The 22,181-nt window shown below is 62.6% G+C and carries 20 protein-coding genes and 1 pseudogene; 9 read left to right on the top strand and 12 right to left on the bottom strand.

Going from position 1 to position 22,181, the window contains the following annotated elements; all coding sequences use genetic code 11:
- Positions 1 to 230: 230 nt before the first annotated feature.
- Together ACZIRK_RS19120 and ACZIRK_RS19115 are read right to left on the bottom strand one after the other, a co-directional pair.
- Positions 231 to 749 (bottom strand): hypothetical protein, encoded by a 519-nt coding sequence (locus ACZIRK_RS19120; RefSeq protein ID WP_130230154.1) that lies wholly within the window; start codon positions 747 to 749, stop codon positions 231 to 233.
- Positions 750 to 1,536: 787 nt separating this feature from the next.
- The gene (locus tag ACZIRK_RS19115) at positions 1,537 to 2,490 is read right to left on the bottom strand and encodes a tripartite tricarboxylate transporter substrate-binding protein (RefSeq protein WP_130230168.1); all 954 of its coding nucleotides are present in this window, start codon (positions 2,488 to 2,490) and stop codon (positions 1,537 to 1,539) included.
- Positions 2,491 to 2,900: 410 nt separating this feature from the next.
- Here ACZIRK_RS19115 and ACZIRK_RS19110 point away from each other — a divergent pair, with 410 nt between their 5' ends.
- Entirely contained in the window at positions 2,901 to 3,299 is a 399-nt protein-coding gene (locus ACZIRK_RS19110) for a hypothetical protein (RefSeq protein ID WP_130230150.1), read from the top strand.
- Between the two features lie 65 nt (positions 3,300 to 3,364).
- Here ACZIRK_RS19110 and ACZIRK_RS19105 read toward each other — a convergent pair.
- The 3 genes and pseudogenes from ACZIRK_RS19105 to ACZIRK_RS19095 form a co-directional block, all read right to left on the bottom strand.
- Positions 3,365 to 4,418: pseudogene (locus tag ACZIRK_RS19105) on the bottom strand (glycosyltransferase family 4 protein).
- Between the two features lie 102 nt (positions 4,419 to 4,520).
- Positions 4,521 to 5,642: a glycosyltransferase gene (locus tag ACZIRK_RS19100; RefSeq protein ID WP_463327947.1), complete on the bottom strand. Its 1,122-nt coding sequence runs from the start codon at positions 5,640 to 5,642 to the stop codon at positions 4,521 to 4,523.
- 913 nt (positions 5,643 to 6,555) lie between these two features.
- Complete coding sequence (locus tag ACZIRK_RS19095; protein ID WP_456645532.1) at positions 6,556 to 7,110, bottom strand: DedA family protein; 555 nt, start codon at positions 7,108 to 7,110, stop codon at positions 6,556 to 6,558.
- A gap of 137 nt (positions 7,111 to 7,247) precedes the next feature.
- Here ACZIRK_RS19095 and ACZIRK_RS19090 point away from each other — a divergent pair, with 137 nt between their 5' ends.
- From ACZIRK_RS19090 to ACZIRK_RS19080, 3 genes are all read left to right on the top strand, one after another.
- The gene (locus tag ACZIRK_RS19090) at positions 7,248 to 8,201 is read left to right on the top strand and encodes a cation diffusion facilitator family transporter (protein ID WP_130229774.1); all 954 of its coding nucleotides are present in this window, start codon (positions 7,248 to 7,250) and stop codon (positions 8,199 to 8,201) included.
- 125 nt (positions 8,202 to 8,326) lie between these two features.
- Positions 8,327 to 8,548: a hypothetical protein gene (locus tag ACZIRK_RS19085; protein ID WP_130229773.1), complete on the top strand. Its 222-nt coding sequence runs from the start codon at positions 8,327 to 8,329 to the stop codon at positions 8,546 to 8,548.
- An 11-nt stretch (positions 8,549 to 8,559) separates the two neighbouring features.
- Positions 8,560 to 8,964 carry a hypothetical protein gene (locus ACZIRK_RS19080; RefSeq protein WP_245287252.1) on the top strand — a complete coding sequence of 135 codons (405 nt, stop codon included), beginning with the start codon at positions 8,560 to 8,562 and terminating at the stop codon, positions 8,962 to 8,964.
- 14 nt (positions 8,965 to 8,978) lie between these two features.
- On the opposite strand, the gene ACZIRK_RS19075 is transcribed toward ACZIRK_RS19080, so the two are convergent.
- The 3 genes from ACZIRK_RS19075 to ACZIRK_RS19065 all read right to left on the bottom strand — a co-directional run bounded on the left by ACZIRK_RS19075 (position 8,979) and on the right by ACZIRK_RS19065 (position 13,156).
- Positions 8,979 to 9,536 (bottom strand): N-acetyltransferase family protein, encoded by a 558-nt coding sequence (locus tag ACZIRK_RS19075; RefSeq protein WP_463327933.1) that lies wholly within the window; start codon positions 9,534 to 9,536, stop codon positions 8,979 to 8,981.
- 6 nt (positions 9,537 to 9,542) lie between these two features.
- Positions 9,543 to 11,900 carry an Orn/Lys/Arg family decarboxylase gene (locus ACZIRK_RS19070; RefSeq protein ID WP_463327932.1) on the bottom strand — a complete coding sequence of 786 codons (2,358 nt, stop codon included), beginning with the start codon at positions 11,898 to 11,900 and terminating at the stop codon, positions 9,543 to 9,545.
- A 104-nt stretch (positions 11,901 to 12,004) separates the two neighbouring features.
- Positions 12,005 to 13,156, bottom strand: coding sequence for a DJ-1/PfpI family protein (locus ACZIRK_RS19065; RefSeq protein ID WP_463327931.1), 1,152 nt, complete (start codon positions 13,154 to 13,156; stop codon positions 12,005 to 12,007).
- A 273-nt stretch (positions 13,157 to 13,429) separates the two neighbouring features.
- Between ACZIRK_RS19065 and ACZIRK_RS19060 the strand changes: the two genes are divergently transcribed.
- Positions 13,430 to 13,819, top strand: a complete 390-nt coding sequence (locus tag ACZIRK_RS19060; RefSeq protein WP_028163244.1) for a COG4315 family predicted lipoprotein — start codon at positions 13,430 to 13,432, stop codon at positions 13,817 to 13,819.
- Positions 13,820 to 13,932: 113 nt separating this feature from the next.
- Here the strand turns inward: ACZIRK_RS19060 and ACZIRK_RS19055 are convergent, their stop codons facing one another.
- Both ACZIRK_RS19055 and ACZIRK_RS19050 read right to left on the bottom strand, forming a co-directional pair.
- Positions 13,933 to 14,376, bottom strand: a complete 444-nt coding sequence (locus ACZIRK_RS19055; protein ID WP_456645528.1) for a cupin domain-containing protein — start codon at positions 14,374 to 14,376, stop codon at positions 13,933 to 13,935.
- Positions 14,377 to 14,439: 63 nt separating this feature from the next.
- A complete protein-coding gene (locus ACZIRK_RS19050; protein WP_463327930.1) occupies positions 14,440 to 14,994 on the bottom strand; it encodes a PAS domain-containing protein in 555 nt (184 codons plus the stop codon).
- A gap of 1,024 nt (positions 14,995 to 16,018) precedes the next feature.
- Here ACZIRK_RS19050 and ACZIRK_RS19045 point away from each other — a divergent pair.
- A complete protein-coding gene (locus tag ACZIRK_RS19045; protein ID WP_463327929.1) occupies positions 16,019 to 17,026 on the top strand; it encodes an acyl-CoA desaturase in 1,008 nt (335 codons plus the stop codon).
- Here ACZIRK_RS19045 and ACZIRK_RS19040 read toward each other — a convergent pair.
- On the bottom strand, positions 16,984 to 17,913 hold the full coding sequence (locus ACZIRK_RS19040; protein WP_463327928.1) for a class I SAM-dependent methyltransferase: 930 nt from the start codon (positions 17,911 to 17,913) through the stop codon (positions 16,984 to 16,986). The two genes, ACZIRK_RS19045 and ACZIRK_RS19040, sit on opposite strands and share 43 nt — an antisense overlap.
- A 270-nt stretch (positions 17,914 to 18,183) precedes the next feature.
- On the opposite strand from ACZIRK_RS19040, the gene ACZIRK_RS19035 reads away from it, so the two are divergent.
- Both ACZIRK_RS19035 and ACZIRK_RS19030 read left to right on the top strand, forming a co-directional pair.
- Positions 18,184 to 18,981 carry a rhomboid family intramembrane serine protease gene (locus ACZIRK_RS19035; protein WP_409334819.1) on the top strand — a complete coding sequence of 266 codons (798 nt, stop codon included), beginning with the start codon at positions 18,184 to 18,186 and terminating at the stop codon, positions 18,979 to 18,981.
- A gap of 199 nt (positions 18,982 to 19,180) precedes the next feature.
- Positions 19,181 to 19,609, top strand: a complete 429-nt coding sequence (locus ACZIRK_RS19030) for a CBS domain-containing protein (RefSeq protein ID WP_028163249.1) — start codon at positions 19,181 to 19,183, stop codon at positions 19,607 to 19,609.
- A gap of 3 nt (positions 19,610 to 19,612) precedes the next feature.
- Here ACZIRK_RS19030 and ACZIRK_RS19025 read toward each other — a convergent pair whose 3' ends face one another.
- Complete coding sequence (locus ACZIRK_RS19025; RefSeq protein ID WP_463327927.1) at positions 19,613 to 20,665, bottom strand: patatin-like phospholipase family protein; 1,053 nt, start codon at positions 20,663 to 20,665, stop codon at positions 19,613 to 19,615.
- A 218-nt stretch (positions 20,666 to 20,883) separates the two neighbouring features.
- Here ACZIRK_RS19025 and ACZIRK_RS19020 point away from each other — a divergent pair, with 218 nt between their 5' ends.
- The gene (locus tag ACZIRK_RS19020) at positions 20,884 to 21,948 is read left to right on the top strand and encodes a hypothetical protein (RefSeq protein WP_463327926.1); all 1,065 of its coding nucleotides are present in this window, start codon (positions 20,884 to 20,886) and stop codon (positions 21,946 to 21,948) included.
- The last annotated feature ends 233 nt before the right edge of the window (positions 21,949 to 22,181 follow it).

Here is a 22,181-nt window from a genome sequence, read left to right as displayed (position 1 = left end):
TATGGGAAGGCGGAGGCAGCCGCTATTTGCGATCCAGATACCAAGTACCATCCAACTCCGGCGGCGGAGTCTGCCTGTAAATTGCCGCAGCGAAAACCGGCGTCGTCTGTAGAGTTAGCGCAGCGTCATCTGCCGTCCACGTGCCGCAAAGTGGCGGATTACGCCTTCGGCTAATCCGCCCTAAGCGCTGAAGTGGCACGAACAGGGGCGCAAATACGCGGCTGACGGTTCTATCCGCGATTCCGCCAATTCGCGTTGCCAGACGGGAATTTCGCCTGCCGGATAGCGCTTTCGATCTCTCTGAGCTCCAAAGTGAAGTGCTTGATCCTACCGGAGAGGTCGTCGATTTCCGCCGGTGTTATTGGTCTCGTGTGATATGGCAATGTTCCGGCCTCGGGAAGCCTTGTTCGCAGCATGATGTAGACTTGGTTCTCTACGCTGCGTCCAATTGGATTGTGCAATAGCTCATTTCGCTCCTCGGCGAGCGCGAGATAGATTTTCAGCGCATCCCGCAGACGAACGCCAAGATCATCCGCTATGAACGGGCTGATCTTGGCAAGTTTAGTCAACACCTCTCGTTGCGTGCGAGTCGCCTTAAAGAAGCTGAAAACAGTAACGGCAATGGTAGGCGTTGTATCGGTTAGATGTCCAAAGATCCAAGCAAGAACCGACTCGGCATGCGTCCAGTTGTTGGAGCATCGGCCAATTGCAGAGGCCATAATTGGATCGTCGTCAACTGGATGCGACATCGGCGGTCCCAAACTCGACTCGGGGAGTACGTTAGCACGTAGGGCGGATTGGCGCAGCGTAATCCGCCGTTCACGTGCCGCAACGTGGCTACGAGTTGTGCCGTTGGTACAAGCTCCCCTTCCAAAGTACGCAGGGCGATAGACTGGACACGCCCTCGGCACCTCGACAATCGAGAAAGAAGCTAGTGCGTTCTCTTGAAGCCAAGGGAGAAGGCTTGCAGGTTATCCATATTTGGTCTTCAAGTGCGCAAGCGCTTGCCGACAAAGAGTTAGGACGTCGATCTGCTCACCCTTGAATTCTATTCTGATAACGTCGGGCGCATCCGAAAAACTTGTGCCATCGCTAAAATATGAGCCATCTGAAAACGCTGCGCCGCGGCCGATCTTGAAATCCTCCACGGAGAGCCCCTTTCTTGAGCCACGATCCAGTTCAAAATGTTTGCTCGAGTTTGCTATGTCCGCTAAGGCTTGAAATTGTGGAAAGCCAGCTTCAACTTCATCTCTGATTATCGACGTTCTTTGTCCGCGCTGTACGGCTAGACAATCGATAAAGTGGAAGAGTGCTGTTGCAGTAGACCACGCCCTACGTATCGACGTTGGCTCCGCAGCGAACTCATCGAAATTCGGTTGGCATATTTGCTCAATATATCGTTGAGGGGTCATTTCTCGATCTAATTTCCAATCCTGGAATCGTGAGTAGGCGATAAGGCGGATCAGCCAACCGCAATCCGCCGCTGTTTCGCATCAAAGCGGTGGGTTACGCTTCGCTAACCCACCCTACATTACCTCAATCCGCGAACTGCCCCGCCGCCTCGATGATCGGCTTCCACCGGTCCACTTCGCTCACCAGCTTCACCTTCAGCGCTTCGGGCGTGGCTTCGTCCTGGGCCACCGGCTCGGTGTTGATCTCGTTGAAGCGCTTCACCAAGTCCGGGTCGCGGAGGGCTTCCTGCAGCGTCTTGGATAGTTTTCGCACGATCTCGTCGGGCGTGCCCTTGGGCGCATAGAGGCCGTGCCACGCGCCGACTTCAAAACCCTTCAGGCCGGCTTCATCGGCGGTGGGCAAATCGGGCATGGAGGCGAGGCGGGATTTGGTGGTGATGGCGTAGCTCTTCACGAGCTTAGAGGCGATCGGGCCTGTGGTGTTGGTGGTCTGGTCGCAGGTGAGGTCGATCTGTTTTGCGATCAGGTCGTTCATCACGGGCGCGTTGCCCTTGTAGGGCACGGTGAGCACCTGCTTGTCGATGGCGGTCATGAACAGCATGCCGCAGAGATGCGAGGCGGCGCCCAGGCCTGCATTGCCGAAGGTCATCTTGTCGCCGTTCGCCTTGATATAGGTGATCAGCTCGGCGAGATTGTTCGGCGGCAGGTCGGGGCGGGCGATGATGGTCATCGGCGCGTTGGTGACGAGGCCGATCGGCGCGAACGCCGTCTTGGTGTCGTAGGGCAGCTTGCGGTATAGCGTTGCCGCCGTCGAGATGCCGATGTGGTGGACCAGCAGCGTATAGCCGTCGGGCTCGGCGCGGGCGGCGCGCGCGGTCGCAATCGTGCCGCCGGCGCCGGTGGCGTTCTCGACGATGATGGTCTGGCCCAGGAGTTTCGACATCGATTGCGCCGTCATCCGCGCCACCGTGTCGGTCGGCCCGCCGGCCGCAAACGGCACCAGCAGGGTGATGGGCCGGGCCGGATAGGTCTGCGCGGAGGCCGCTGAGCTTGCCATCGCGAGCACAGCGGCAATCATGGCCAGTCGTTTCAAGTCGTGCCTCCCTTTGAGCTTGTTCTTCGTTGGTCGTGCATCTCTACACGTTTTGCGCTGCCGCACAAAAGTGAAAGATGTCGCGCGGTACGGCCGGACCAGGCGCTCGGCAGAACTATTGACTTAGATCAACAAAAGGTCCGCCAACTCGTCGCACTCGGATACTGCGCAAAAGCGATCCGAAAGGCCACGTCGGGGTGCTACGCCCGTCCGCGACGAAGAGACGATTTGGCGACAATTCCACGTCCGATCGAACGGGCTCCCGGTAACCTACAGCATGATCCGGAAAAGTGGAGACCGGTTTTCCGAAAGATCATGCTCAAACAAAGAGCGAGAGCGGGATGACGGTTCGAAGAAAAGTCATCACGCTTGTAACCATTTAATCGGAGAGTCTCATGAGAACCTTCAATCGATTGGTGCTGTCAGTCCTTCTCGTCACGCTACCGGCCGCGACCCAGGCTGCGGATTTGAACGGAGCCTGGACGATCGACGCCTCGGCCTGCGGTGACGTGTTTACCAAAGAGAATAACAGGCTTGCTTTCAAGCCAGATGCCGATCTCCACGCGGGCGGCATCATCGTCCAGGGAAGGCAGATCACCGGCACATTTGAAAAATGCACGATCAAGTCGTTGCACGATGATGGATCGAATGTGCGAATGATTGCGGCGTGCTCGGACGGCGTCGCGATTTCGGACGTAGAGTTCGACGTGAAAATCTCCGGAGAGAACAAGATCACCCTCAGCTCCAAGCAGCCGGTGCCGGTGGAAATGCCGTATGTTCGCTGCTCCATGTGAAGTCGGCGCGGCGGCGAAGGTTGAACGACGAGCCGGGCGTCCGGCGCAAGACACCCGCCCTGTGCTCACTGGGCTGCAAGGCCGTAGGCGGGCTTCATTCGTGCGAGCGCTTCGTAATGACGGAGATATTCCTTCGCCATCCGCTCGGAGGTGAACCGCTCCTCGAACCGCGCGCGCACTTTGCGGCGGTCGAGTTCGCCGAGCCGGCCGATTGCCTCGATGGCTTCAGCTTCGCCGTCCACGACGAAGCCGGTGATTCCGTCGTCGATCACCTCCGGCACCGAGCCGGAGCGGAAAGCGATGACCGGGGTGCCGCAGGCCATCGCTTCGATCATGACGAGGCCGAACGGCTCGGGCCAGTCGATCGGAAACAGCAGCGCCGAGGCGCCGGCCAAAAATTTCTGCTTGGTCTCGTCATTGACCTCGCCGGTCAGCCGCACCTTGTTGCCGTCGATCTGGGGTTCGAGCCGCTCCTTGAAATACGCGCGTTCGCCGCGCGGCACTTTCGCCGCGATACGAAGCGGCATGTTCGCGGCGCGCGCAATGCGGATCGCGACCTCAGGCCCTTTCTCCGCCGTGAGCCGGCCGAGAAAGGCGAGATATCGGCCCTCGTCGAAGGAGGGGCGGAACAGGGTCGGCAGGCAGCCCGTGATACACGGTGCCGATCCAGTTCGCCTCGCGCAGCGCCGTGTTCTGGTTGTTCGAGATCGAAACGTAGGGCGCATCGGGAAACAGGCGCGCGATATCGGCAAGTCCCGGAAGATCCAGCCGTCCATGCGTGGTCGTGAGGAAGGGCACGCCGAGGCGCTTCAGTAGCGGCAGGGGCAGCCAGTCGATGTGAGCGTGGATCACGTCGAACCCGCTTGCGCGCCGCGCGACGGATTCCAGAAGCACCGTCTGGGCCGCCACAGGGTCGACGCGCGGCCGGCCAAGCCGCAAGGCGCGCGGGCAGGCAGGCACTAGCTCGGCCAGCGTTTTTGAATCGCCGCTGGCAAACAGCGTCACCTGATGTCCGAGCTTGACCAGTTCGTCGACCAGCCACGCCACGACGCGCTCCGTGCCGCCGTAAAGTTTCGGGGGAATGCTCTCAGCCAAAGGCGCGATCTGCGCAATCCGCATGTTGCGTCCGAATCCAGCAATCCCCGGGGCCGCCGTCAAAATTCCGAAGCGTCAACTGCACGACGCAGATGCCGTTCCAGCGCTGACGAATATTTTCGGGAATTATTGGCAGACCGGCCGTTCGTAGCGTGTGAGCAGATCGAGCCAGTCCTCCAGCAGGCGGCTCATCAGAAATTTCTCGCGCACGGTTTCCTTGGCGCGCGCCCCTAACCGCTGGCGCAACTGCGGATCGTTCAGGAGTTGCACCATGCGATCGGCGGCCTGGTCCACCGTGCTGACCAGGAAGCCGTTCTTGCCATCCGTGATCTGGTGGCGGATGCCGCCGACATCGCCGCCGATCACGGCGGCGCCTTTCCACATCGCCTCGGTCACGGTGAGGCCGAACCCTTCGCGTGTCGATTTCTGCAGCACCACGGCGGAGTGGCGTTGCAGCGCATTCACCAGGATCGGATCATCGACAGCGAGCACAATGACGCGATCGTCGATCGAACGCTTGATGGTTTCGAGAATGACGTGGCCTTCGGGATCGTCGCTCGCATTGTTGCCGACCAGCACAAGCGTGCAGTCCACCTGCCGGCGCGCTTTCCGGTGCGCCTCGATCACGCCGATCGGGTCCTTCCACCGGTCGAAGCGCGAAATCTGCGTCACCAGCGGGCGATCGGTCGGGATGCGATGGTACTTCAGCGTCTCCCCGATCTCCTGCTCGGACAGTTCGGCATTCTTGGCGGAAAACGGATCGATCGCCGGCGTCATGAACCGCTGATCGGTGCCGAGGCTTTGCCCGTATTCCGGCAGCGAGAAGATGGCGGCGTCGTACGGTTCGACGAACCCACGCAGATAATCCCACACCGGCGGGTGAGGTGAGGAGAGATCCACGTGGCACTGCCACAACCATGGCATCTCCCGCTCGGCAAAGTGTCGCACCAGCGGCAGTGGCTGCGGATCATGCACGATGACCGCATCGCATTTTTCCAGATGCAGCCTGGTGGCATTCTCGAACACCACCTCCTCGTAGATCGCCTTTTCCTGTTCGGAAAACTCCAGCTCCTGTCCCTGCAATGCATTGTGCAGCTTCTTGGTGCAGGCGAAGAAACCCGGCGTACCCTGCACCAGATGCCAGTCGGTCTCGATCCCCATCGCATTCATCATCAGCGTCAGCGGCGTGAGGATTTCCGTGACGCCGCCGCCATAGAAGGTCGAACTGATATGCGCGACCTGCATCATGCGCACGCGGTCGGCCTTTCGTTCGATCCGTTCCGCCGTCGCGGCGCCGATGAGCGGCGCGTAATGTTCGAGTGAATGCAGACCGAGAGTCGAGCGATCGATGGCTTGGGGGGAGCAGAGACATAGCTGCGCGCACCTTGGCTGAAGAGTTGAACCGCATCATCTTCCGATCGCGCTTCAGGCGTGCCTTGCGCGCCGGCCTTCAACTGCGGCTGCAGCGGCGACGTTCCAACCACGTCAGCAATTTTATCGAGCTATGCAACGAGCTATGCAAAAAGTGCCCGTCGGGCAAATCACTCGAAAGTCTGTCCATCCCTCTTGGCAAAAATATTCAGCTTCCGTCGTCGGGCAAATCAGTGATTTAACTCCGCGCGTCTCACGCGAATGAGGGGCGGGTCGCGATCGTCACGAACGTTGCGGTGAGATGCGGTGGACGCGATTGCTGCGACAGACGAACGCAGCTTCTCGCGGACGGCGAAGTCGTGTGGTCCTGGCGCCCCGACGCTGGCGCTAAGCTCGCGAGCAGCAAGAGCTGCCGCGGACGACGGTGGCAAGAAAGCCCGGTCACCGGGGAGAGCGCGAAGTAAGCTGTAAAACCATCGCGCAGGGAAAGCCGGTGTGAATCGGTTGAACCTGTGGTCCTACCCCCGTGCTTTTTTTGCACGGGACCCACGGGTGCAACCAGCACCCGGCTTTCCCTGCGCCCTCTGTGCTTCGAGGAGGGTGGAAAGTGAAGCAAACCTCGGGCGTAACTCGCCGCGAGAATGCGAACGCACATCCTCTCGCTGTTTGAAATTTGTATCGGAACTCACCACCCGTCATTGCGAGCGGAGCGAAGCAATCCATGCCTCCGCAAGTGGCGAGATGGATTGCTTCGCTCCGCTCGCAATGACGGCGTCAGCGAGCGCGCCGCTCACCGCCAGAACCGCTGCAGCACATGCTCCCACAGCCACGCCCACGCGATCCCACCGATGTCGCCGAGTTGGAGCAGCACCGCGACCCAGATGAACGCCGAGACGAAATTCGCGATCTGGAACGGCTGCTGCGGCATTCGCAGCATGCCGGCGACGATCGGCACCGAGGCGCGCAAGGGGCCGGAGAAGCGGCCGATGAAGATCGCGAGCACGCCCCATTTCTTGAGGAAGGCCTCGCCGTGGACGAGAAGATGAGGATACCGCGAGAACGGCCACATCCTGGCGATCGAATGCTCGAACTTGCCGCCGATCCAGTAGGACAGCCAGTCGCCGAACGCTGCACCAAGCGCGCCGGCGAGGAGCATCGGCAGGAAGGCGATGCCGCCGCTCCGCATCATCGCGCCGATGGCGACCAGCACCGCCCAGGCCGGCACGAGCAGCGAGAGGAAGGCGAGCGATTCAGCGAAGGCGAGGGCGAACACGATCGGCGCCGCCCAGGCGCGGTGATCCCTGACGAACTCGACGACATGCCGGGCGGAATCTTCGAGGGACATCGTACCGCCGCTTCCGATCCGCCTTCGCCGTCACCGCCACTGGAAATCCGCGATGGGGACGCCGGTTCCAGGAACATCACTCTAACCTGCGGAACGCGTCGCGGCATCCGCAGTTTGGAATTGCGGTAAAGAGAACCATGGCCCGGGTTTCGTCGCGATCAAAGAAAATTGTCTATGCGGCCCTGGCGGGCAATCTCCTGGTGGCCGTGACAAAGTTTGCCGCGGCGCTGTTCACCGGCAGCTCCTCGATGCTGAGCGAAGGGGTGCATTCGCTGGTCGATACCGGCAATGAAGCGCTGTTGCTCTACGGCTACCATCGGTCCAGCCTGGAGCCGGATGCAAGCCATCCGCTCGGCTATGGCCGCGAGCTGTATTTCTGGAGCTTCGTGGTCGCAATCCTGCTGTTCGCGCTGGGCGCCGGCGTCTCCCTCTATGAGGGCGTCTCGCATGTGATGACCCCGATCCCGATCGAGAATGTGATGGCGAGCTATGTCGTGCTGGCGCTGTCATTTCTGTTCGAGGGCGCCTCATGGTGGTTCGCGCTGAAGGGATTTCGCGCTTCCAAGGGCGGCAGCAGCTATTTGGAGGCAGTGCGGAAAAGCAAGGATCCGCCGTCTTTCATGGTGCTCTTGGAGGATACGGCCGCGCTGGTCGGCATCTCGATCGCCGCGCTCGGCATCTATTTGTCGGTCCGCCTGCAACGGCCCGAAATCGACGGTGTCGGCTCGATCCTGATCGGCCTGGTGCTAGCGGCAACCGCCTGGCTATTGGCTCGCGAAACCAAGGAGCTCCTGATCGGCGAACCCGCACACAGTGCGATCAACGCATCGATCGTGGCGCTCGCCGAGAAGGAGCCGTGCGTCGAGGGCGTCAACGGCGTCACCACCGTTCACCTCGCCCCGGACCAGATTGTGGCAAGCCTCAGCCTGGAATTTTCCGATGAATTGCGCACTCCGGATATCGAGCGCTGCGTCGAGGCGCTGGAGAAGCGGATCCGCGCGGCGCATCCCGAAGTGGTCTCGCTGTTCATCAAGCCACAAACCCGCCACCGTTATGAGGCGGTGCGCCGCGGCCGGTTCGGCGGTGGCTAAAATTGAGGCGATCATGCCGGCGTGCGAAATCGAAAGGTCTCTCGCGACTTTGCACTGGCGCTGTCGGAACTTTCGCCCTAATCTCTCATTAGCTTTGCAGTTTCATCCAGCAAGGGAGTGCGGGGATGGCGACGCAAATCGTGATGGATCACACTGGCGACAGCCGGCACAATTTCAATCCCGCCGACGAGAAGGCCCTGCGCGAAGCGCAACTGCGCTTCGACGCATTGATGAAGAGCGGTTACACCGCTGCGGTGCGGGACGTGTCGGGACAGCCGACCGTGGTCCGTTCCTTCGATCCGAAGGCCGAAGAGACGCTGTTCTATCCGCGACTTGTCGGCGGCTAGGCCGGTCCATCATGTCCGGCAGGCTGTCGCGGGCGTTCGCCGAGGCCGCGCGGCTCTCGCGCGCCGCTTGGCGGCGGTTCGTCGAATATTGCGTACTGGATGACAGCCAGTCGCGCGGTCTGGCGCTGCTGAAGGAATGGCTGACGCCCGAGCAGCTCGTGCAGTACGAGACGAGCGGCTATTTCGACGTCGTTGGCTGCCACTCCGGCAAACGCTACCGGATCCGGCACGGCACCGGCATGAACATCTATGAATTGGACGAACTCGGCCGGCTGCATGCGGGCTGGTGTTTCGTGCCGAGGGATACGCTGGTGGCCGGCGACGTCATGCTGGCGCAGAAGATCGCGCTCGAGGCCAATGAGCGCTCGGCGCTTGCGGTGGCGCGGAGCTTCCCCGTGCGCTGGCGGCCGACATAGCCGGCCGTCGCAGCTTAGCGTCGCGACAGCGGGGCTGGTGGCGGCGGCTCGGTGGTGCCGGGGCCGAGCGAGCGCTGCACCATCACGGTGTCGGCCCAGCGGCCGAAGCGATAGGCGACGCCCGGCAACAGGCCGGCGCGGGCGAAGCCGAAACGCTGATGCAGCGCCAGCGATGCGGCGTTGTCGCTGTCGATATAGCCGATCATCTGGCGAAAGCCGGCCGCCGCGCAGGCGTCGATCAATTCGCCGAGCAGCAGGCGCCCGATGCCGCGGCCGACCTGGTCGTGACGGACATAGATCGAATGCTTTACTGCATAGCGATAGGCCGGCCGCTTCCGAAACAGCACCACATAGGCATAACCGATCACCTCGCCGTCGCGTGTCGCGACCAGATGGGGCAGGCGATGGTTGCGGAAATTCTTGCGCCGGTCGCGGAAATCATCCGGCTCCGGCACCCCGCTGTCCTCGACGCTGTCGTCGACGCCGCGCCTTATGTGGCGGCGGTAGATCGACAGCATGGCTTCGACATCGGCCTCGCGCGAGGCCCTGACGATGATCCGTTCTTCGTTCATCGGCCGTCACTCGGAAATCACGTAGGTGAACAGGCGCACGCGGCCCGCATCGTCGATTTCCTTGTAGACGCCCTGGATCTCGACCTCGAAGCCCGGGAACGCGTTGAACGAAGCCTCGAACATCTTGAGGTAGTCGATCATCGGCCGCGTCTGTTCCGACAGCCGTTCCCCCGGCACGATGGTGGCGATGCCGGGCGGATAGACCACGAACGGCGTTGCGGCGATGCGGCCCGAAATTTCGCCGATCGGGAGATAATCGACGTCGTTGCGCACGAGGTAGCGTGATGCTTCGCGCGGCGACATCGCGATCTCGGGCAAATGCTCGGGCAGGAACTGCTTGCGCTGCAGCGCGCTCACATCGGCCGCGCGGAAGAAGCGGTGCATGTCGCCGCAGAGGTCGCGCAGGCGCACGCCGGCATAGCGGGCAGGCCGGCGGCGGAAGAATTCGGGGATCACGTCTTCGAGCAGCGCATTGTCGTCATGCAATTTCTTGAAGGCGACGAGCCCCGAGATCAGCGTTCCCGCCTTGCTCGCCTCGACGCCGGGGGTGAGCAGGAAGAGCAGGGAGTTGAGGTCGTTCTTCTCGGCCACGATCCGGTTCTCCCGCAGATATTGCGCCACCACCGGGGCGGGGATGCCGTGTTCGGCATAGGCGCCCGTGGCATGGTCGAATCCCGGCGTGAGCAGCGTCAGCTTGTTCGGGTCGGTCATGGCAAAGCCCGCCGTCATCTCCGGGAAGCCATGCCAGCTATCGTCAGGCTTGAGCTGCCAGAACGCAGGGCTGGTCGCGAGCTGGTCGGTAGAGATGGTTTCCCAGGCGACATTGTGCGCCCCGCCTTCGCGCGCGACGTCCGGGATCATCACGCGATCCGGCACGAATGGTTCGAAGAACCAGCGCCGCTCGGGACGCGCCTCGTTCTCCTCGAACTCGCGGCGGGTGGCGCGGATTTTCTTGCGCAGCTCGATGCCGAGCCGGATCGTGTCGTCCCACAGCACCTCGCCGGAGCGGCCCTTCATCATCTGCGCGCCGACGTCGAGCGAGGCGAACAGCGGATAGAACGGCGAGGTCGAGGCGTGCTGCATGAAGCTCTCGTTGAAACGCCGGTGTTCGACCCGGCGCTTCTGGCCCTTGATGTGGCGGTCGCGGACATGGATCTGCGAAGCCTGCGAGAAGCTGGCGAGCTGCTTGTGGGTCGATTGCGTGGCGATGATGCCGGGCGCCTCGGGGCCGAGGTCGGCAAGTCCCATCGCGAAGCGGCCGGCATAGATCGGATGGAACTTCATGAAGCCGGCCCAGGCTTCGTCGAACAGGATGTAGTCGCAGAGATGACCGATGCGCCTCAGGATCATCTCCGCACTATGAATGGTGCCGTCATAGGTGCACTGCTCGACCACGGCGACGCGGAAGGGACGGGGCCGCTTCCAGGCCTCCTTGTCCTTGACCAGCGGATGGTTGCGGATGCGCTCGCGCAGCGACGTCTCGTCGAGCATGTCCCAGCGCATCGGCCCGATCAGCCCCCAGGCGTTGCGAACGGTCGGCACATAGACCGGGATGCCGCCGCCGAGCAGCAGCGCGCCATGGTGGGCGGCCTTGTGATTGTTGCGGTCGAACAGCACGAGGTCGCCGTCGGTGACCAGCGAGCCGAGTGCGACCTTGTTGGACGTGGAGGTGCCGTTGAGCACGAAATAGGTCTTCTCCGCGCCGAAGATCCTGGCGGCTTCCTTCTGCGCCCGCAGTGCCGGGCCCTCATGGGTCAGGAGGTCGCCGAGGTCGAGCACGGAATTGTCGAGGTCATCGCGGAACACGGCCTCGCCGAGATGTTCGACGAACACGCGTCCGATCGGGCTGCGGCTGTAGAACACGCCGCCATTGTGGCCGGGGCAGGTCCAGAGCTGGTTGCCCTCTTCGGCATAGTCGACCAGCGCGCCGAAGAACGGCGTCTTCAGCGTCTCGGCATATTGCTTGAGGCGGCTGATCAAATTCTTGGCAATGAACGGCGGCGTTTCCTCGGACAGGAACACGTAGCCGTCGATGAAGTCGAGCACCTCAACCGGCAGGTCCTCGAACCGCTTGCGGCGGATCAGGAGGATGATCGGGAAGTCGAGGCCGCGCCGCCGCATCAAATTGATCAACGACGCGGTCTTGCCCTCCAGCCCCTTCTTGCCCCAGTCGACCACCATGCAGCCGATCGCCGCGTCCGTCTGCACCGCGATCTCGGCATCCTCGAGCTTGCGGGCGCGCACGACCTCGAAGCCGGAGCGCTGGATCTCGTCGATGATCTGGTTGAAGCGGATGCCCTCGAGATCCTCCGGATCGAATACGGGCGCCGCGAACAGGAAGGTGAAGCGTCGGAAATAGTCCATCGGTGTCCTCGAAATGGTCCGAGCGAGAAGTCGGCACATTTCGTGACAGGCAGATGACGGTGGCGCCGGCGGGGGAAAATTGTTGGTGGCGAGCCGACGCCGCTTCAATCCGGTACGCGTTGCCTCGGATATTCGAGCTGCATGGCGACGAAATCGGCCGTGCGCCCGCCATAGCGTGCCTCGATCCGCAGCAAGGTCTGGTCCAGCGCCTGCGCCGGCGCCAGTGATCCGACCGGTTGCAGCAATCGCTCGGCGGGCCACTGGGCCGCGACCTGATCAGGCAGGATGCGCAGGCCGTTGCGGCTTGGCTGCGCCTCCGCCGTCGCGGCAAAGGTCACGGTGCGCGAACGATAGGTCCGCGACCAGGCGTCGGCGGCGAGCGCGAGCGAGACTTCGTCGATGCCGGGCGCAAGCGCGATGCCGAGCTGCTCCTTGTTCCAGAACGCGAGCGTGTTCCCGATCGCCGTGAGCGCGAACGGTCGTGTGAACTGGAACGCGCCGCTGTCGTGGCGGGCATCCCAATGGGACAGGCCGATGTCGCGGGCAACGGCTTCTGCCTTCTCGCGGCCGGCGATCGCTTCGACCAGCGTGAGCGACATCGGCATCGAAGCTGTGATCCCCGTTGTGGTCGCAACGCCCTGGTCGACCACGATCCTGCGGTCCCTGATGTAATGGATCGTCGGATGCTTCTCGCGCAGGTCTTTCAGGGAGTACCAATGCGTCGTCGCGCGCTTGCCGTCGAGCAGTCCAGTGCTGGCGACCACCATGGTGCCGACGCAGACACCGATGACGATCGCGCCCTTTTGCGCCTGTTGCCTGATCCATTGCACGACGACCGGATCGTCGTCACGGCTCATGGCGGGGACGATGACATAGTCGGCGCCATCAGGGTGCTCGGCATCGAATGCTGCGATGGTGGCATCCGGCTCGACCTTCAGCACCGGAAACAGCGTCACCGGTCCTGGTCTCGTCGCAAGCGTCACCACGTCGGCGACGTCGGCGCGCTTGAGGATGCCATAGGGCATCAGATAGTCGGTGGTTTCGGTCTGCTCATTGATGCCGACGATCGCGATCAGCGGCCGCTGCCGCTTCGGCGGCTTCAACGCCGCGATGGTCGCATCACCCTCCTGGCTTGCGATCGGCGGCGCGTTTCCAGACGCAGCTCGCGAGGGCAGCGTCAGAAGCCAGCCACCACCAATGGTCAAGAAAAGCGCGGCGGCGGCAACACCGCCCCACGCGAAAAGCCGCCAGTTCATTGCTTACGTCGCTCAACGAATTCGTCACCTCGCCCCCTCCGCGCAACTTACTCGCTCACGCCGCGCTCCGAAATGACGCAAATCCGGCAAAAACCGACACAGGGGGGCAATGGATGGACAGGGGGCGGATCGGTGAATTTCGCCGAAAGCCACTTGCCGAATTATTCCCCTCGTCAAGCAGACGTAGCGAAAAAATTCCTCGTGCTCTCCGGCGGAATAGAACGCGCCTCCGTATGTCCTACTCATGCAAGCTATTTCCTTACAGGAGCTATCATGAAGAACCCATCGATTGGTTTCGCACTCGCCACCGCCATTTCCCTGGCGACGGTCTCCGTGGCGTTTGCCGCACCGCCGACCAAGACCGGAACCACCGCGAAGGGAAGTGTGCTGACGGATGCGAAGGGCATGACTCTCTATACCTTTGACAAGGACACTGACGGCAAGTCTGCCTGCAATGGTCCTTGCGCGACAAACTGGCCGGTGCTGAAGGCTGAGGCGAGCGACAAGGCGGGCGAGGGCTACACCATCATCACCCGTGATGATGGCTCCAAGCAGTGGGCCTACAAGGGCAAGCCGCTTTACACCTTCGCCAAGGATCAGAAACCCGGCGACATCACCGGCGACGGCTTCCTCAACGGCGCCTGGCATCTTGCGCAGCCGTGATGAGCTGAGCTCGCAATAATGCGAGAGGCGGATCAGCGCAGCATGATCCGCCGTTCACGCTAGTTGGCTTGCACACCTGCCTCGCGCGGGGATGCAAAGAAGTCGGCGGGCCGTTATTTCGTGTGTCCCCACGCCTCGTCCCAGTCCGCGCCAGCCGCGTCGACGACGCGGCCGTCGGCCTCGAAGAACTTGTTCGGCACCTGGAAGATCGCGAGGATCAATCCGCCTTCGGGGCACCAGGCGACGTGGCGGCTGCCAGCCTCACGCCAGATGAACTCGCCCGCTTTCGCGGCAATGCCCTGCGCCGGGCCTTCCTTGTCGACCAGCGAACCCTCGAGGACATAGGTCTGCTCGATATTGACGTGCTCGTGGTCGGGCAGCACCGTACCCGGCGCAAAGCGCATCAAGGCCGTCATCAAGCCGGTCTTGCGGTCGAACAGCAGCGTCTTGGCCTCGCAGCCAGGGAAACGGGTCTTTTGCCAGTCCATTTCCTGCGGGCGCACGAGATGGGAATGCGTGTCGGCAGTCTGATGCGCCTGCGGCGTAGCAGCGTCCATGGCCTTCCTCCGGTTTCGTTGAACCAAAGGGATGATAGCCGGATCGCGCAGCCGCGTCAGCGGTTACCGCAGTCCCTCATAGACCATGAATCCGCGCGCGATCGCGAGCTTTCGCAGCGCGCGCGGCACAAATCTTTCCGGCGGGTGCAGATAGCGCCACGAGGTCAGCGTGAAATCGGAGAGCGTGGTCGCAACGCTCTCGAATGGTGCCAGCAGTCCGGTGAGGCTCACCGGCACATGCGCGCGGTTGTTGAAGGGAAGCAGCAGCAATTCGAGATGCGCCGGCGTGCCCGCTTGGCTCGAAGCCGTGACGCCGGCGACGGCGGGCAGCATCTCCTCGGCGACAAAGGCGACGACATCCTCGACCTGGCGGCGGCTCTCACCGGTGAACAGCTCCGAAAAGCTCTTGTCCTTGAGGTCGCGGCCGAGCAGGGCGCAGACGCGCGTGCCGGCGACGCGAAAGGGAAAGCCCGCCTCATGCTCGTAGGACAGCACAAAAATGTCGCCGAGCCGCTCGCGAACGGCCTCGGGATCGAGGTCGCAGCGATCGGGCGCCCGCGCGTTGCCACGCGTCTTGTCCCAACAAGCGAAGAATTCGCGGCTTCCCGGATGCTTCATTCAAGAACCTTGCCTCACGCTCGCCGCGCCGGGACACATCTGTCCCGGTTTTGCGCAAGCGCATTCATTCTCAGTAGTGCAGGGGAACTTTTGCAGCGTCCATGCCGCGGCCACGTTTTCGCAAGCTTTCCGGCAGCTTTGCGGCGTTAACGTTAAGTTAACTATGAGCTTGGCGCCGCCCGCATGCCCCTCTACTGTCCGCTCATTCCCGTTCTTGCCGGCCGTTCTCCAGGGGCCAGCGGGTTGGTACACAGGTGGCGTCGAACAATCAGGTCATCGGGCGGGGAGGGGTGGGATGTGCTCCCGTTCCCTCTGGGCGCGACAAGACCGACAGCAGCAGAGGGCGGGCCTTCTCAGGGCTCGCCCTCAATGCCTTTAGGAGGAGGCGTTATCTGCTTGATTTTTCCCTGAGTTTCTGGCTTCGATTCTGGGTCCGTTTTCCGGTTTGGCCCGCCGTTTTCCAGAACGCCTTCTTGGCGGGAACCGATCTCGGGAACGCCCAGATGACCTTCGCCCCGTTCCGGATGTAGCGGGTACCGCGCCGTTGTCGGTGCGGCGCTTCAGGGGGCAGGCGCACACACGGTTGGGAACGTGAGTGCCTCCACACGACCCAGCAACGACACGTCTGTTCGTACGACGAATTGGAGCGCCGTTCCTAGCGGATCTATAACCTCCGAGACGAAGACGAGCTGTGAGCGACATCTCGAAGGCCGTCGAGTTTGTTCTGGAGAACCAACAGGACGCGGTGCAGTGCGGCCAGATGCCGATCTAGACAATCTACAAGCCGCAGATTGTGGAGAGCTGGGTGTGGGCACGCTAACGTGGCGGGCGTTCCGTTGGACGAAATCTGCCATCTTCGATAGCCAAGGTGGGGAATTGAACGATTCGGTGGCTTGAAGTGCCAAGCGTCAAGTTGAAGCTATTCTAAGAAGCTGTAGCGCACCCGGAACCTGCGACAAGTCGTCGAGAGCACAGCGCGACACAAAGCAGCGTGACACCGAGCGCGCTTCATGCGAACACTCAAATGATGGACACATCGGAGATATATCCTGCCGCTGAGCGCCGGTGGCCGCCCACGATTGTGATTGGCCGCACGCCCAGGGGGCCCGTTCTGCGCATCGAGCTGCTGCAGGTCCTGTCGATCCTCAGTCTTGTCCTGGTGGCGACGGGCAGCATCGCAGGCGTATGGTGGTTCTCGGTCCACGGCATCACCTGGTTTGAGCCTTTGCTGTTGCTGTCCGTGACCTTCGTCACCGGCCTCGGCATTACGCTCGGCTACCATCGCTTGTTCTGCCATCGCGCCTTTGTCGCCCGTGCGCCGCTCGCGGCGGCGCTTGGAATTCTTGGTGCGATGACCATGCAGGGCCAGATCCTGGGATGGGTCTCGATCCATCGCAAGCATCATCGATACAGCGACCGGCCCGGCGACCCGCATTCACCGCGCCCGCGCGGAGCCGGGATTGTCGGCGCCATCCGAGGCTTCTTCCAAGGCCATGTTGGATGGGTGATGTCCGACGCCTACTGCGTGTACGTCGACTACGTGCGCGATCTACGCCGCGATCCGGTCGTTCGCTGGGTTGATCGTTGGTATTGGCTGTGGGTCGGCGCCAGTTGGATCATACCCGGCTTCATCGGTCTCGCCTGGTACGGGACGATGGATGGATTCTGGGCCGGCTTCTTCGCAGGCGGTCCGCTGCGCACACTCTGGCAGCTCAATTGCACCTGGGCGGTGAACTCGATCGCGCATCGTTTCGGCCGACGGCGCTTTGAGACACGCGAGGACAGCCGCAACAGCGCGCTGGTCAACACTCTCACCATGAACGGCGAGGGGCTGCATAACAACCATCACGCCTTCCCCTGGTCGGCAAGCTTCGCGCTCTTCCCGGGCGAGATCGACCCCGGCTATTGGGCGCTGCGCGGTTTCGAGGCCATGGGCTGGGCGACAAAGGTACGTGTGCCTGCCCAGCACCTCGTTGCAGCGCGGGCCGCTCAGCCGACGACCGATCCCTTGCGCTCGAGCACCAAGCGATAGAGCGTCACGGCGCCGGCGAGATAGGCGTCCAGGCACGTCTTGAGATTATGCATGTAATCGCTCACCATCTCGCGCCCCACGAGCGCAATCAGATCGGCCTCCTGGCTCCGCAGATTCCTTAACCAGGCTCGCAGCGTGTAGATGTAATCGCGCGGCTTTCCTTCGAGATGCACGAGGTCAAACCAGCGTTCGCTGGCGAGCAGCATCTCACTGGCGTGAGGCAAGTTGCCCTCGAGCCAGAAACCGTCGATTCCGCTTTGGCTGATGTGGCGGGCCTCGCTGCCGAGCTCGATGTTACCCCAACCGTTGACCTGGATCGAAGCCCGGCCACCGACCCTGAGCGTGCGAGCGCAGAACTCGAAGAACAGACTGTAGGCCTCGATACGCTGCTGACGATCCGCCGCCTTGCCGGCGAAGTGCTCCATCGCCTCGAGGCTCACGATCGCGTCAAACGGGCGATTCGACTGATAGTCCTGCCAGGCCGAAATCTCGGTCACGAAGTTCCGCGGGGCGTAGCTTCGCACGTACTCGGCCTGGTTGTCGGCAAGCGTCAGGCCGACATAGTCGATGTCCGGCCTGCGCACCATCAGCCGCTTGATGAGGCTGCCCCAACCGAACCCGACGTCAAGCACACGCTGCGCGCTGTCCGCTCCAGACATATCGATGTGCCAATCGAGCTTGCGCAGTTGCGCCGCCTCAAGCGTGTCGCGATTTCCGGGCTCGTTCCAAACGCCAGCCGAATACGCAAGATTGGGCCCGAGAAACCGCTCGTAAAGTCGCGGCTCGCGGTCGTAGTGGGCCTGAATCTCGGCTTTCGACGCGCCCAGATTGGGGATTACCGCCGCGGGGGTTTCGAGAATGGTGTCGGTTAGGCGAGTGCTGGCCATCACAGCTCCAGGAAATCAAGGTATTCGAGAGAGTACCCCAAACTATGATCGGCTCATACCCCACCGCAACCCTTGACGATCACGTGCGGGATGAGCGCTGGTCGGGGCCAAGGCCGCCGGTTTTTCTAGAATCGTGGAATGATTTCAGGGGTAGGCTAGCATTCTCAGGGCCCGCTCTTATTCTTTCTTACCTGTGCACTTGCACAATGCGGCCAAAGCCGCCTATCTGGGATGATCGCCCATCCGCGCCGCGCTAAGGTCATCAGTCCCTTGGAATCGCAGTTTGAACCTCCGCAAGATGCGCCGCCGGATCGTCCGCACGAGCCGATCCTCACCTTGCCTCCGGCGCTGACCGCCTACATCGCGCTGATCGCGGTCATCCACTTGCGCGTGCTGCTGCCGCCGGAGTGGGAAAACTGGACCATCGACGTCTTCGGCTTCATTCCGAAGCGGTACGATTCCACGCTGCTCAACATCACCTTCCCCGGCGGCGAGGGCGCCAAGGTCTGGACCTTCGTTACCTACTCGCTGCTGCACGCCAACCTCACCCATATCATTTTCAACGTGCTTTGGCTGTTGCCGTTCGGCAGCGCGCTGGCGCGGCGGTTCGGCGCGCTGCGCTTCTATCTGTTCATGGCGGTCACGGCGGCTGCCGGTGCGCTCGCGCATCTCCTGACGCATGAGCATGCGATCGCGCCGATGATCGGCGCATCCGCGTCCGTCTCCGGCACCATGGCGGCCGCGATCCGCTTTGCCTTCGTGAAGGGCAGCTTCCTCTCCTTCAGCCGCGGCGACGCGGAGGCGGCGGCAAAGGTGCCGGCGCTGTCGCTGTCGCGCGCGCTGCGCGATGGTCGCGTGCTCGCCTTTCTCGCGGTCTGGTTCGGCGTCAATCTCATCTTCGGGATCGGCTCGATCGCGATCGGAGCCGACGGCGCCAGCGTCGCCTGGCAGGCGCATATCGGCGGGTTTCTGGCCGGGCTCGTGCTGTTCTCGTTGTTCGATCCGGTGCCGCGGGAACGCCGTCATGCTGCAGATGCGTTGTCGCCTGACGGACCGGACCGCGTCTGATAGCCGCTTGCGGCTGAGGGCGATTTCATCCATCATTGATTGAAAGTTGTGACGCAAGCTGCCGCCTCTTGCGCTGCATGATGGCCGCGCTTGTTGCCCACCGCGCCGGAAACGAAAACTGCGCGGAACTGTTGATTGAAGACTCGCGAACGATGTCGCGCCTCCTGGTCGAGGCGCGGCAGGGATTCAGGAGGCGGCAATGACGGTACGTTCCATTCTCGATTCCAAGGGTCATCAGATCACGAGCGTCCCGCCGGACGTGACCTTGACCGATGCGATCAAGACACTCGGCGAGCGCAAGATCGGCGCCGTGCTGGTCATGAAGGAAGGCGGCATCGAAGGCATCTTGTCGGAGCGCGACATTGTGCGCGTGCTCGGCGAGCGCGGCGCCGGCGTGCTCGAGGAGCCCGTCAGCGCGGTGATGACGCAGAAGGTCGTCAGTTGCCGTCCGTCCGACACCGTTGCCGGCATCATGGAAATGATGACGCTCGGAAAATTCCGCCATCTGCCCGTGCTCGAGGACGGCCGCGTGGTCGGCTTGATCTCGATCGGCGACATCGTCAAGCGCCGGGTCCAGGAATACGAAGCCGAGCAGGAAGCGCTGCGCGACTACATCAAGACGGCCTGAAATCTATTCCTTGGTCTCGTCGGGGACTGCGCCGGTAGCCGTAGTCGCTGCCGGCGGCGCCAGGATGTCGATTGCTTCCTGGATCGACTCGATCGCACGCTCGGCGGCGCGAACGCCATGCGCGATCAGCTCATCCGCGCGATGGAAATCGAACCAGCCGATCTTGCCGACCCGCGGCGAGATCAAGAGGTCCGGCGGATCGCCGGCGAGCCGCGCGCGGGTGATGCGGTCCTGCATGATGTTGAAGGCGTCCACCATCACGGTTGAGATGCCGGGCCGCGTGCCGCTGCCGAAGAATTCGCGCTTCATGGTGCGCTCGGCCGAGAAGAACTTGCCAAAGCGTCGCTTCGGCGGGACCGGGTCCGGAACGACTTCGGGCACGACGGTGACCTCGGTCGGCTGGCCGTGCGAATAGATCGTCGTGGAATGGTTGAAGACGTCGCTGGAAAGATTGGCGGCGATCACGATCTCCGCGCCAAAGGCCCGCGCCGCCGAGACCGGCACCGGATTGACCAGCGCACCGTCGACCAGCCAGCGGTCGCCGACCAGGACCGGAGCGAAGATGCCGGGCAGCGCGTAGGAGGCGCGCATCGCATCGACGACGCGGCCGTGGGTCAGCCAGATCTCATGGCCGGTCCGCACCTCGGTCGCGACGCTCGCAAACTTCACCAGCAGATCCTCGATCTGGGTCTGGCCGATCGAGGCTTCGAGCTCGGCGGCAAGCTTGGTGCCGCCGATCAGGCCTGAGCCGTTCAGGCGGATATCGAGATAGCCGAAGATGTTGCGCGGCTGCAGGCTGCGCGCCCAGGCCTCCAGCGTATCGAGATGGCCGGCCGCGTAGGCGCCACCGACCACGGCACCGATCGACGTGCCGACCACGACATTCGGAATGATGCCGTGGGCGATCAGCGTCTTGACGATGCCGATATGGGCAAAACCGCGTGCGGCGCCGCCGCCCAGTGCCAGCCCGATCACGGGCCGCCGCTGGGCGCCAAGGCCTAGCTTCTCGGAGCCATCGGCGCTCTTGTGGCTCCGGCCCATCCAGCTATCCAACACTCTGACTTCTCCTGCCGGCGCGAGGTTAGGCTCCGCGACGAGGCGCCGCCAGAATCGTTCGCATGCATGGTTTATGCCCTAGGAGCATAGCGCGTAGGGAGGGATTGTGACTTGAGCGCGACCGCCAGGCCAGGGCGGAAGCGTGGGTTCCACAACAGCAACCCTGCAGGACTGCGGAGGCTTGAATTTGCCGCGTTTTCGTTGAAAAGCATCATTCCATGACTGTTTGGGGCGATCGCATCGGACGATGCGGGCGGGGCGTGCTGCTTCGCTCGGTGATTTGGGTTGCCGTAATCGTGATTTTTGCGGTTCCATCAGCCGTTTCGGCGCAATGGTTTGGTGAGCGGCCGCCCCCGGTACCGCCGGCCGCGGTTCCCGATGCCGGGCCCGCGATTAACCTCGCGCCGCCATCCGGCTCGGGGTCGGCGCCGAACCTGCCGGCGCCATTGACCCAGCCGACGATCATGCAGCCCTCGACCGCCACGGTCCCGCCGGCCGGGCCGCAGCCGGGGGCGCAGACTGCGAACCAGGCAGTGCTGTCGCTGACCGCCCGCTACGGCAAGGATCTGCCGGTCATCAACAATGGCCTGGTATGGCGGGTCTTTGCCGACAAGCCTGATGACAACGGCACCTTCAAGCTGATCCGTGAGGACCGCGCCGCCACCCCCAACATCGTGTTGCCACCGGGGAATTACGTGGTCCATGTGGCGCTCGGCCTGGTCAGCGCCGTGCGTGCCGTGAGCCTGAAGTCGGAGACCGATCGCGAGTCCTTCATCCTGCCGGCCGGCGGCCTGCGGATCGAAGGCCGGGTCGGCTCCAGCAAGATTCCGCCGAACCAGATTTCGTTTGCGATCTACAAGGGCAGCCAGTTCGACGGAGCGGACCGCAATGCCCTGATCCCCAACGTCGCCGCCGGCGACGTCGCGCTGTTGCCGGAGGGGACCTATCACATCGTCTCCAACTATGGCGACGCCAATTCGGTGGTGCGTTCCGACATCCGCGTCCAGGCCGGCAAGCTCACCGACGCGACCGTCATGCATCGCGCGGCCGTCATCACGCTGAAGCTCGTCGGCGAAAAAGGCGGCGAGGCGCTGGCGAATACCGCATGGTCGGTGATCACGCCGGGCGGCGACGTCATCAAGGAATCGATCGGTGCATTCCCCCGCGTCGTGCTCTCCGAAGGCGAGTACCGCGCCATCGCCAAGAACGAGGGCAAGGTGTTCGAACGGCCCTTCAACGTCGTCAACGGCGTTGACGGCGAGGTCGAAGTCATCGCGCGCTAGATACGAATAAAATTTTCAGCGACTGTCACAGTCGCTAACGCGCACTAACCACGATCTGACTTAGAACTGTCATAATAGCGCCGACGCCCCGTCGCCCGCGCAATCTTTACATTGCTTTAAGCGAGCCTGATTTGGATGCGGGCGGGGACTGGAGCATGAAATCGGACAGGGGAAGCCGGTTTTCCCTCGCGACAAACGCGGAGCGTTTGCGCCGTGATCATGCTCGAATGTGA

The organism is Bradyrhizobium sp. Leo114 (genome assembly GCF_055229415.2).
Note: the sequence above shows the minus strand (reverse complement) of the source record. Positions and strands in the feature narration are given on the sequence as shown.

Coding starts and splice junctions, on each gene's coding strand:
- ACZIRK_RS19120 (WP_130230154.1), bottom strand. CDS start 749: ATGTCGCATCCAGTTGACGACGATCCAATTATGGCCTCTGCAATTGGC.
- ACZIRK_RS19115 (WP_130230168.1), bottom strand. CDS start 2,490: ATGATTGCCGCTGTGCTCGCGATGGCAAGCTCAGCGGCCTCCGCGCAG.
- ACZIRK_RS19110 (WP_130230150.1), top strand. CDS start 2,901: ATGAGAACCTTCAATCGATTGGTGCTGTCAGTCCTTCTCGTCACGCTA.
- ACZIRK_RS19100 (WP_463327947.1), bottom strand. CDS start 5,642: ATGATGCAGGTCGCGCATATCAGTTCGACCTTCTATGGCGGCGGCGTC.
- ACZIRK_RS19095 (WP_456645532.1), bottom strand. CDS start 7,110: ATGTCCCTCGAAGATTCCGCCCGGCATGTCGTCGAGTTCGTCAGGGAT.
- ACZIRK_RS19090 (WP_130229774.1), top strand. CDS start 7,248: ATGGCCCGGGTTTCGTCGCGATCAAAGAAAATTGTCTATGCGGCCCTG.
- ACZIRK_RS19085 (WP_130229773.1), top strand. CDS start 8,327: ATGGCGACGCAAATCGTGATGGATCACACTGGCGACAGCCGGCACAAT.
- ACZIRK_RS19080 (WP_245287252.1), top strand. CDS start 8,560: ATGTCCGGCAGGCTGTCGCGGGCGTTCGCCGAGGCCGCGCGGCTCTCG.
- ACZIRK_RS19075 (WP_463327933.1), bottom strand. CDS start 9,536: ATGAACGAAGAACGGATCATCGTCAGGGCCTCGCGCGAGGCCGATGTC.
- ACZIRK_RS19070 (WP_463327932.1), bottom strand. CDS start 11,900: ATGGACTATTTCCGACGCTTCACCTTCCTGTTCGCGGCGCCCGTATTC.
- ACZIRK_RS19065 (WP_463327931.1), bottom strand. CDS start 13,156: ATGAACTGGCGGCTTTTCGCGTGGGGCGGTGTTGCCGCCGCCGCGCTT.
- ACZIRK_RS19060 (WP_028163244.1), top strand. CDS start 13,430: ATGAAGAACCCATCGATTGGTTTCGCACTCGCCACCGCCATTTCCCTG.
- ACZIRK_RS19055 (WP_456645528.1), bottom strand. CDS start 14,376: ATGGACGCTGCTACGCCGCAGGCGCATCAGACTGCCGACACGCATTCC.
- ACZIRK_RS19050 (WP_463327930.1), bottom strand. CDS start 14,994: ATGAAGCATCCGGGAAGCCGCGAATTCTTCGCTTGTTGGGACAAGACG.
- ACZIRK_RS19045 (WP_463327929.1), top strand. CDS start 16,019: ATGATGGACACATCGGAGATATATCCTGCCGCTGAGCGCCGGTGGCCG.
- ACZIRK_RS19040 (WP_463327928.1), bottom strand. CDS start 17,913: ATGGCCAGCACTCGCCTAACCGACACCATTCTCGAAACCCCCGCGGCG.
- ACZIRK_RS19030 (WP_028163249.1), top strand. CDS start 19,181: ATGACGGTACGTTCCATTCTCGATTCCAAGGGTCATCAGATCACGAGC.
- ACZIRK_RS19020 (WP_463327926.1), top strand. CDS start 20,884: ATGACTGTTTGGGGCGATCGCATCGGACGATGCGGGCGGGGCGTGCTG.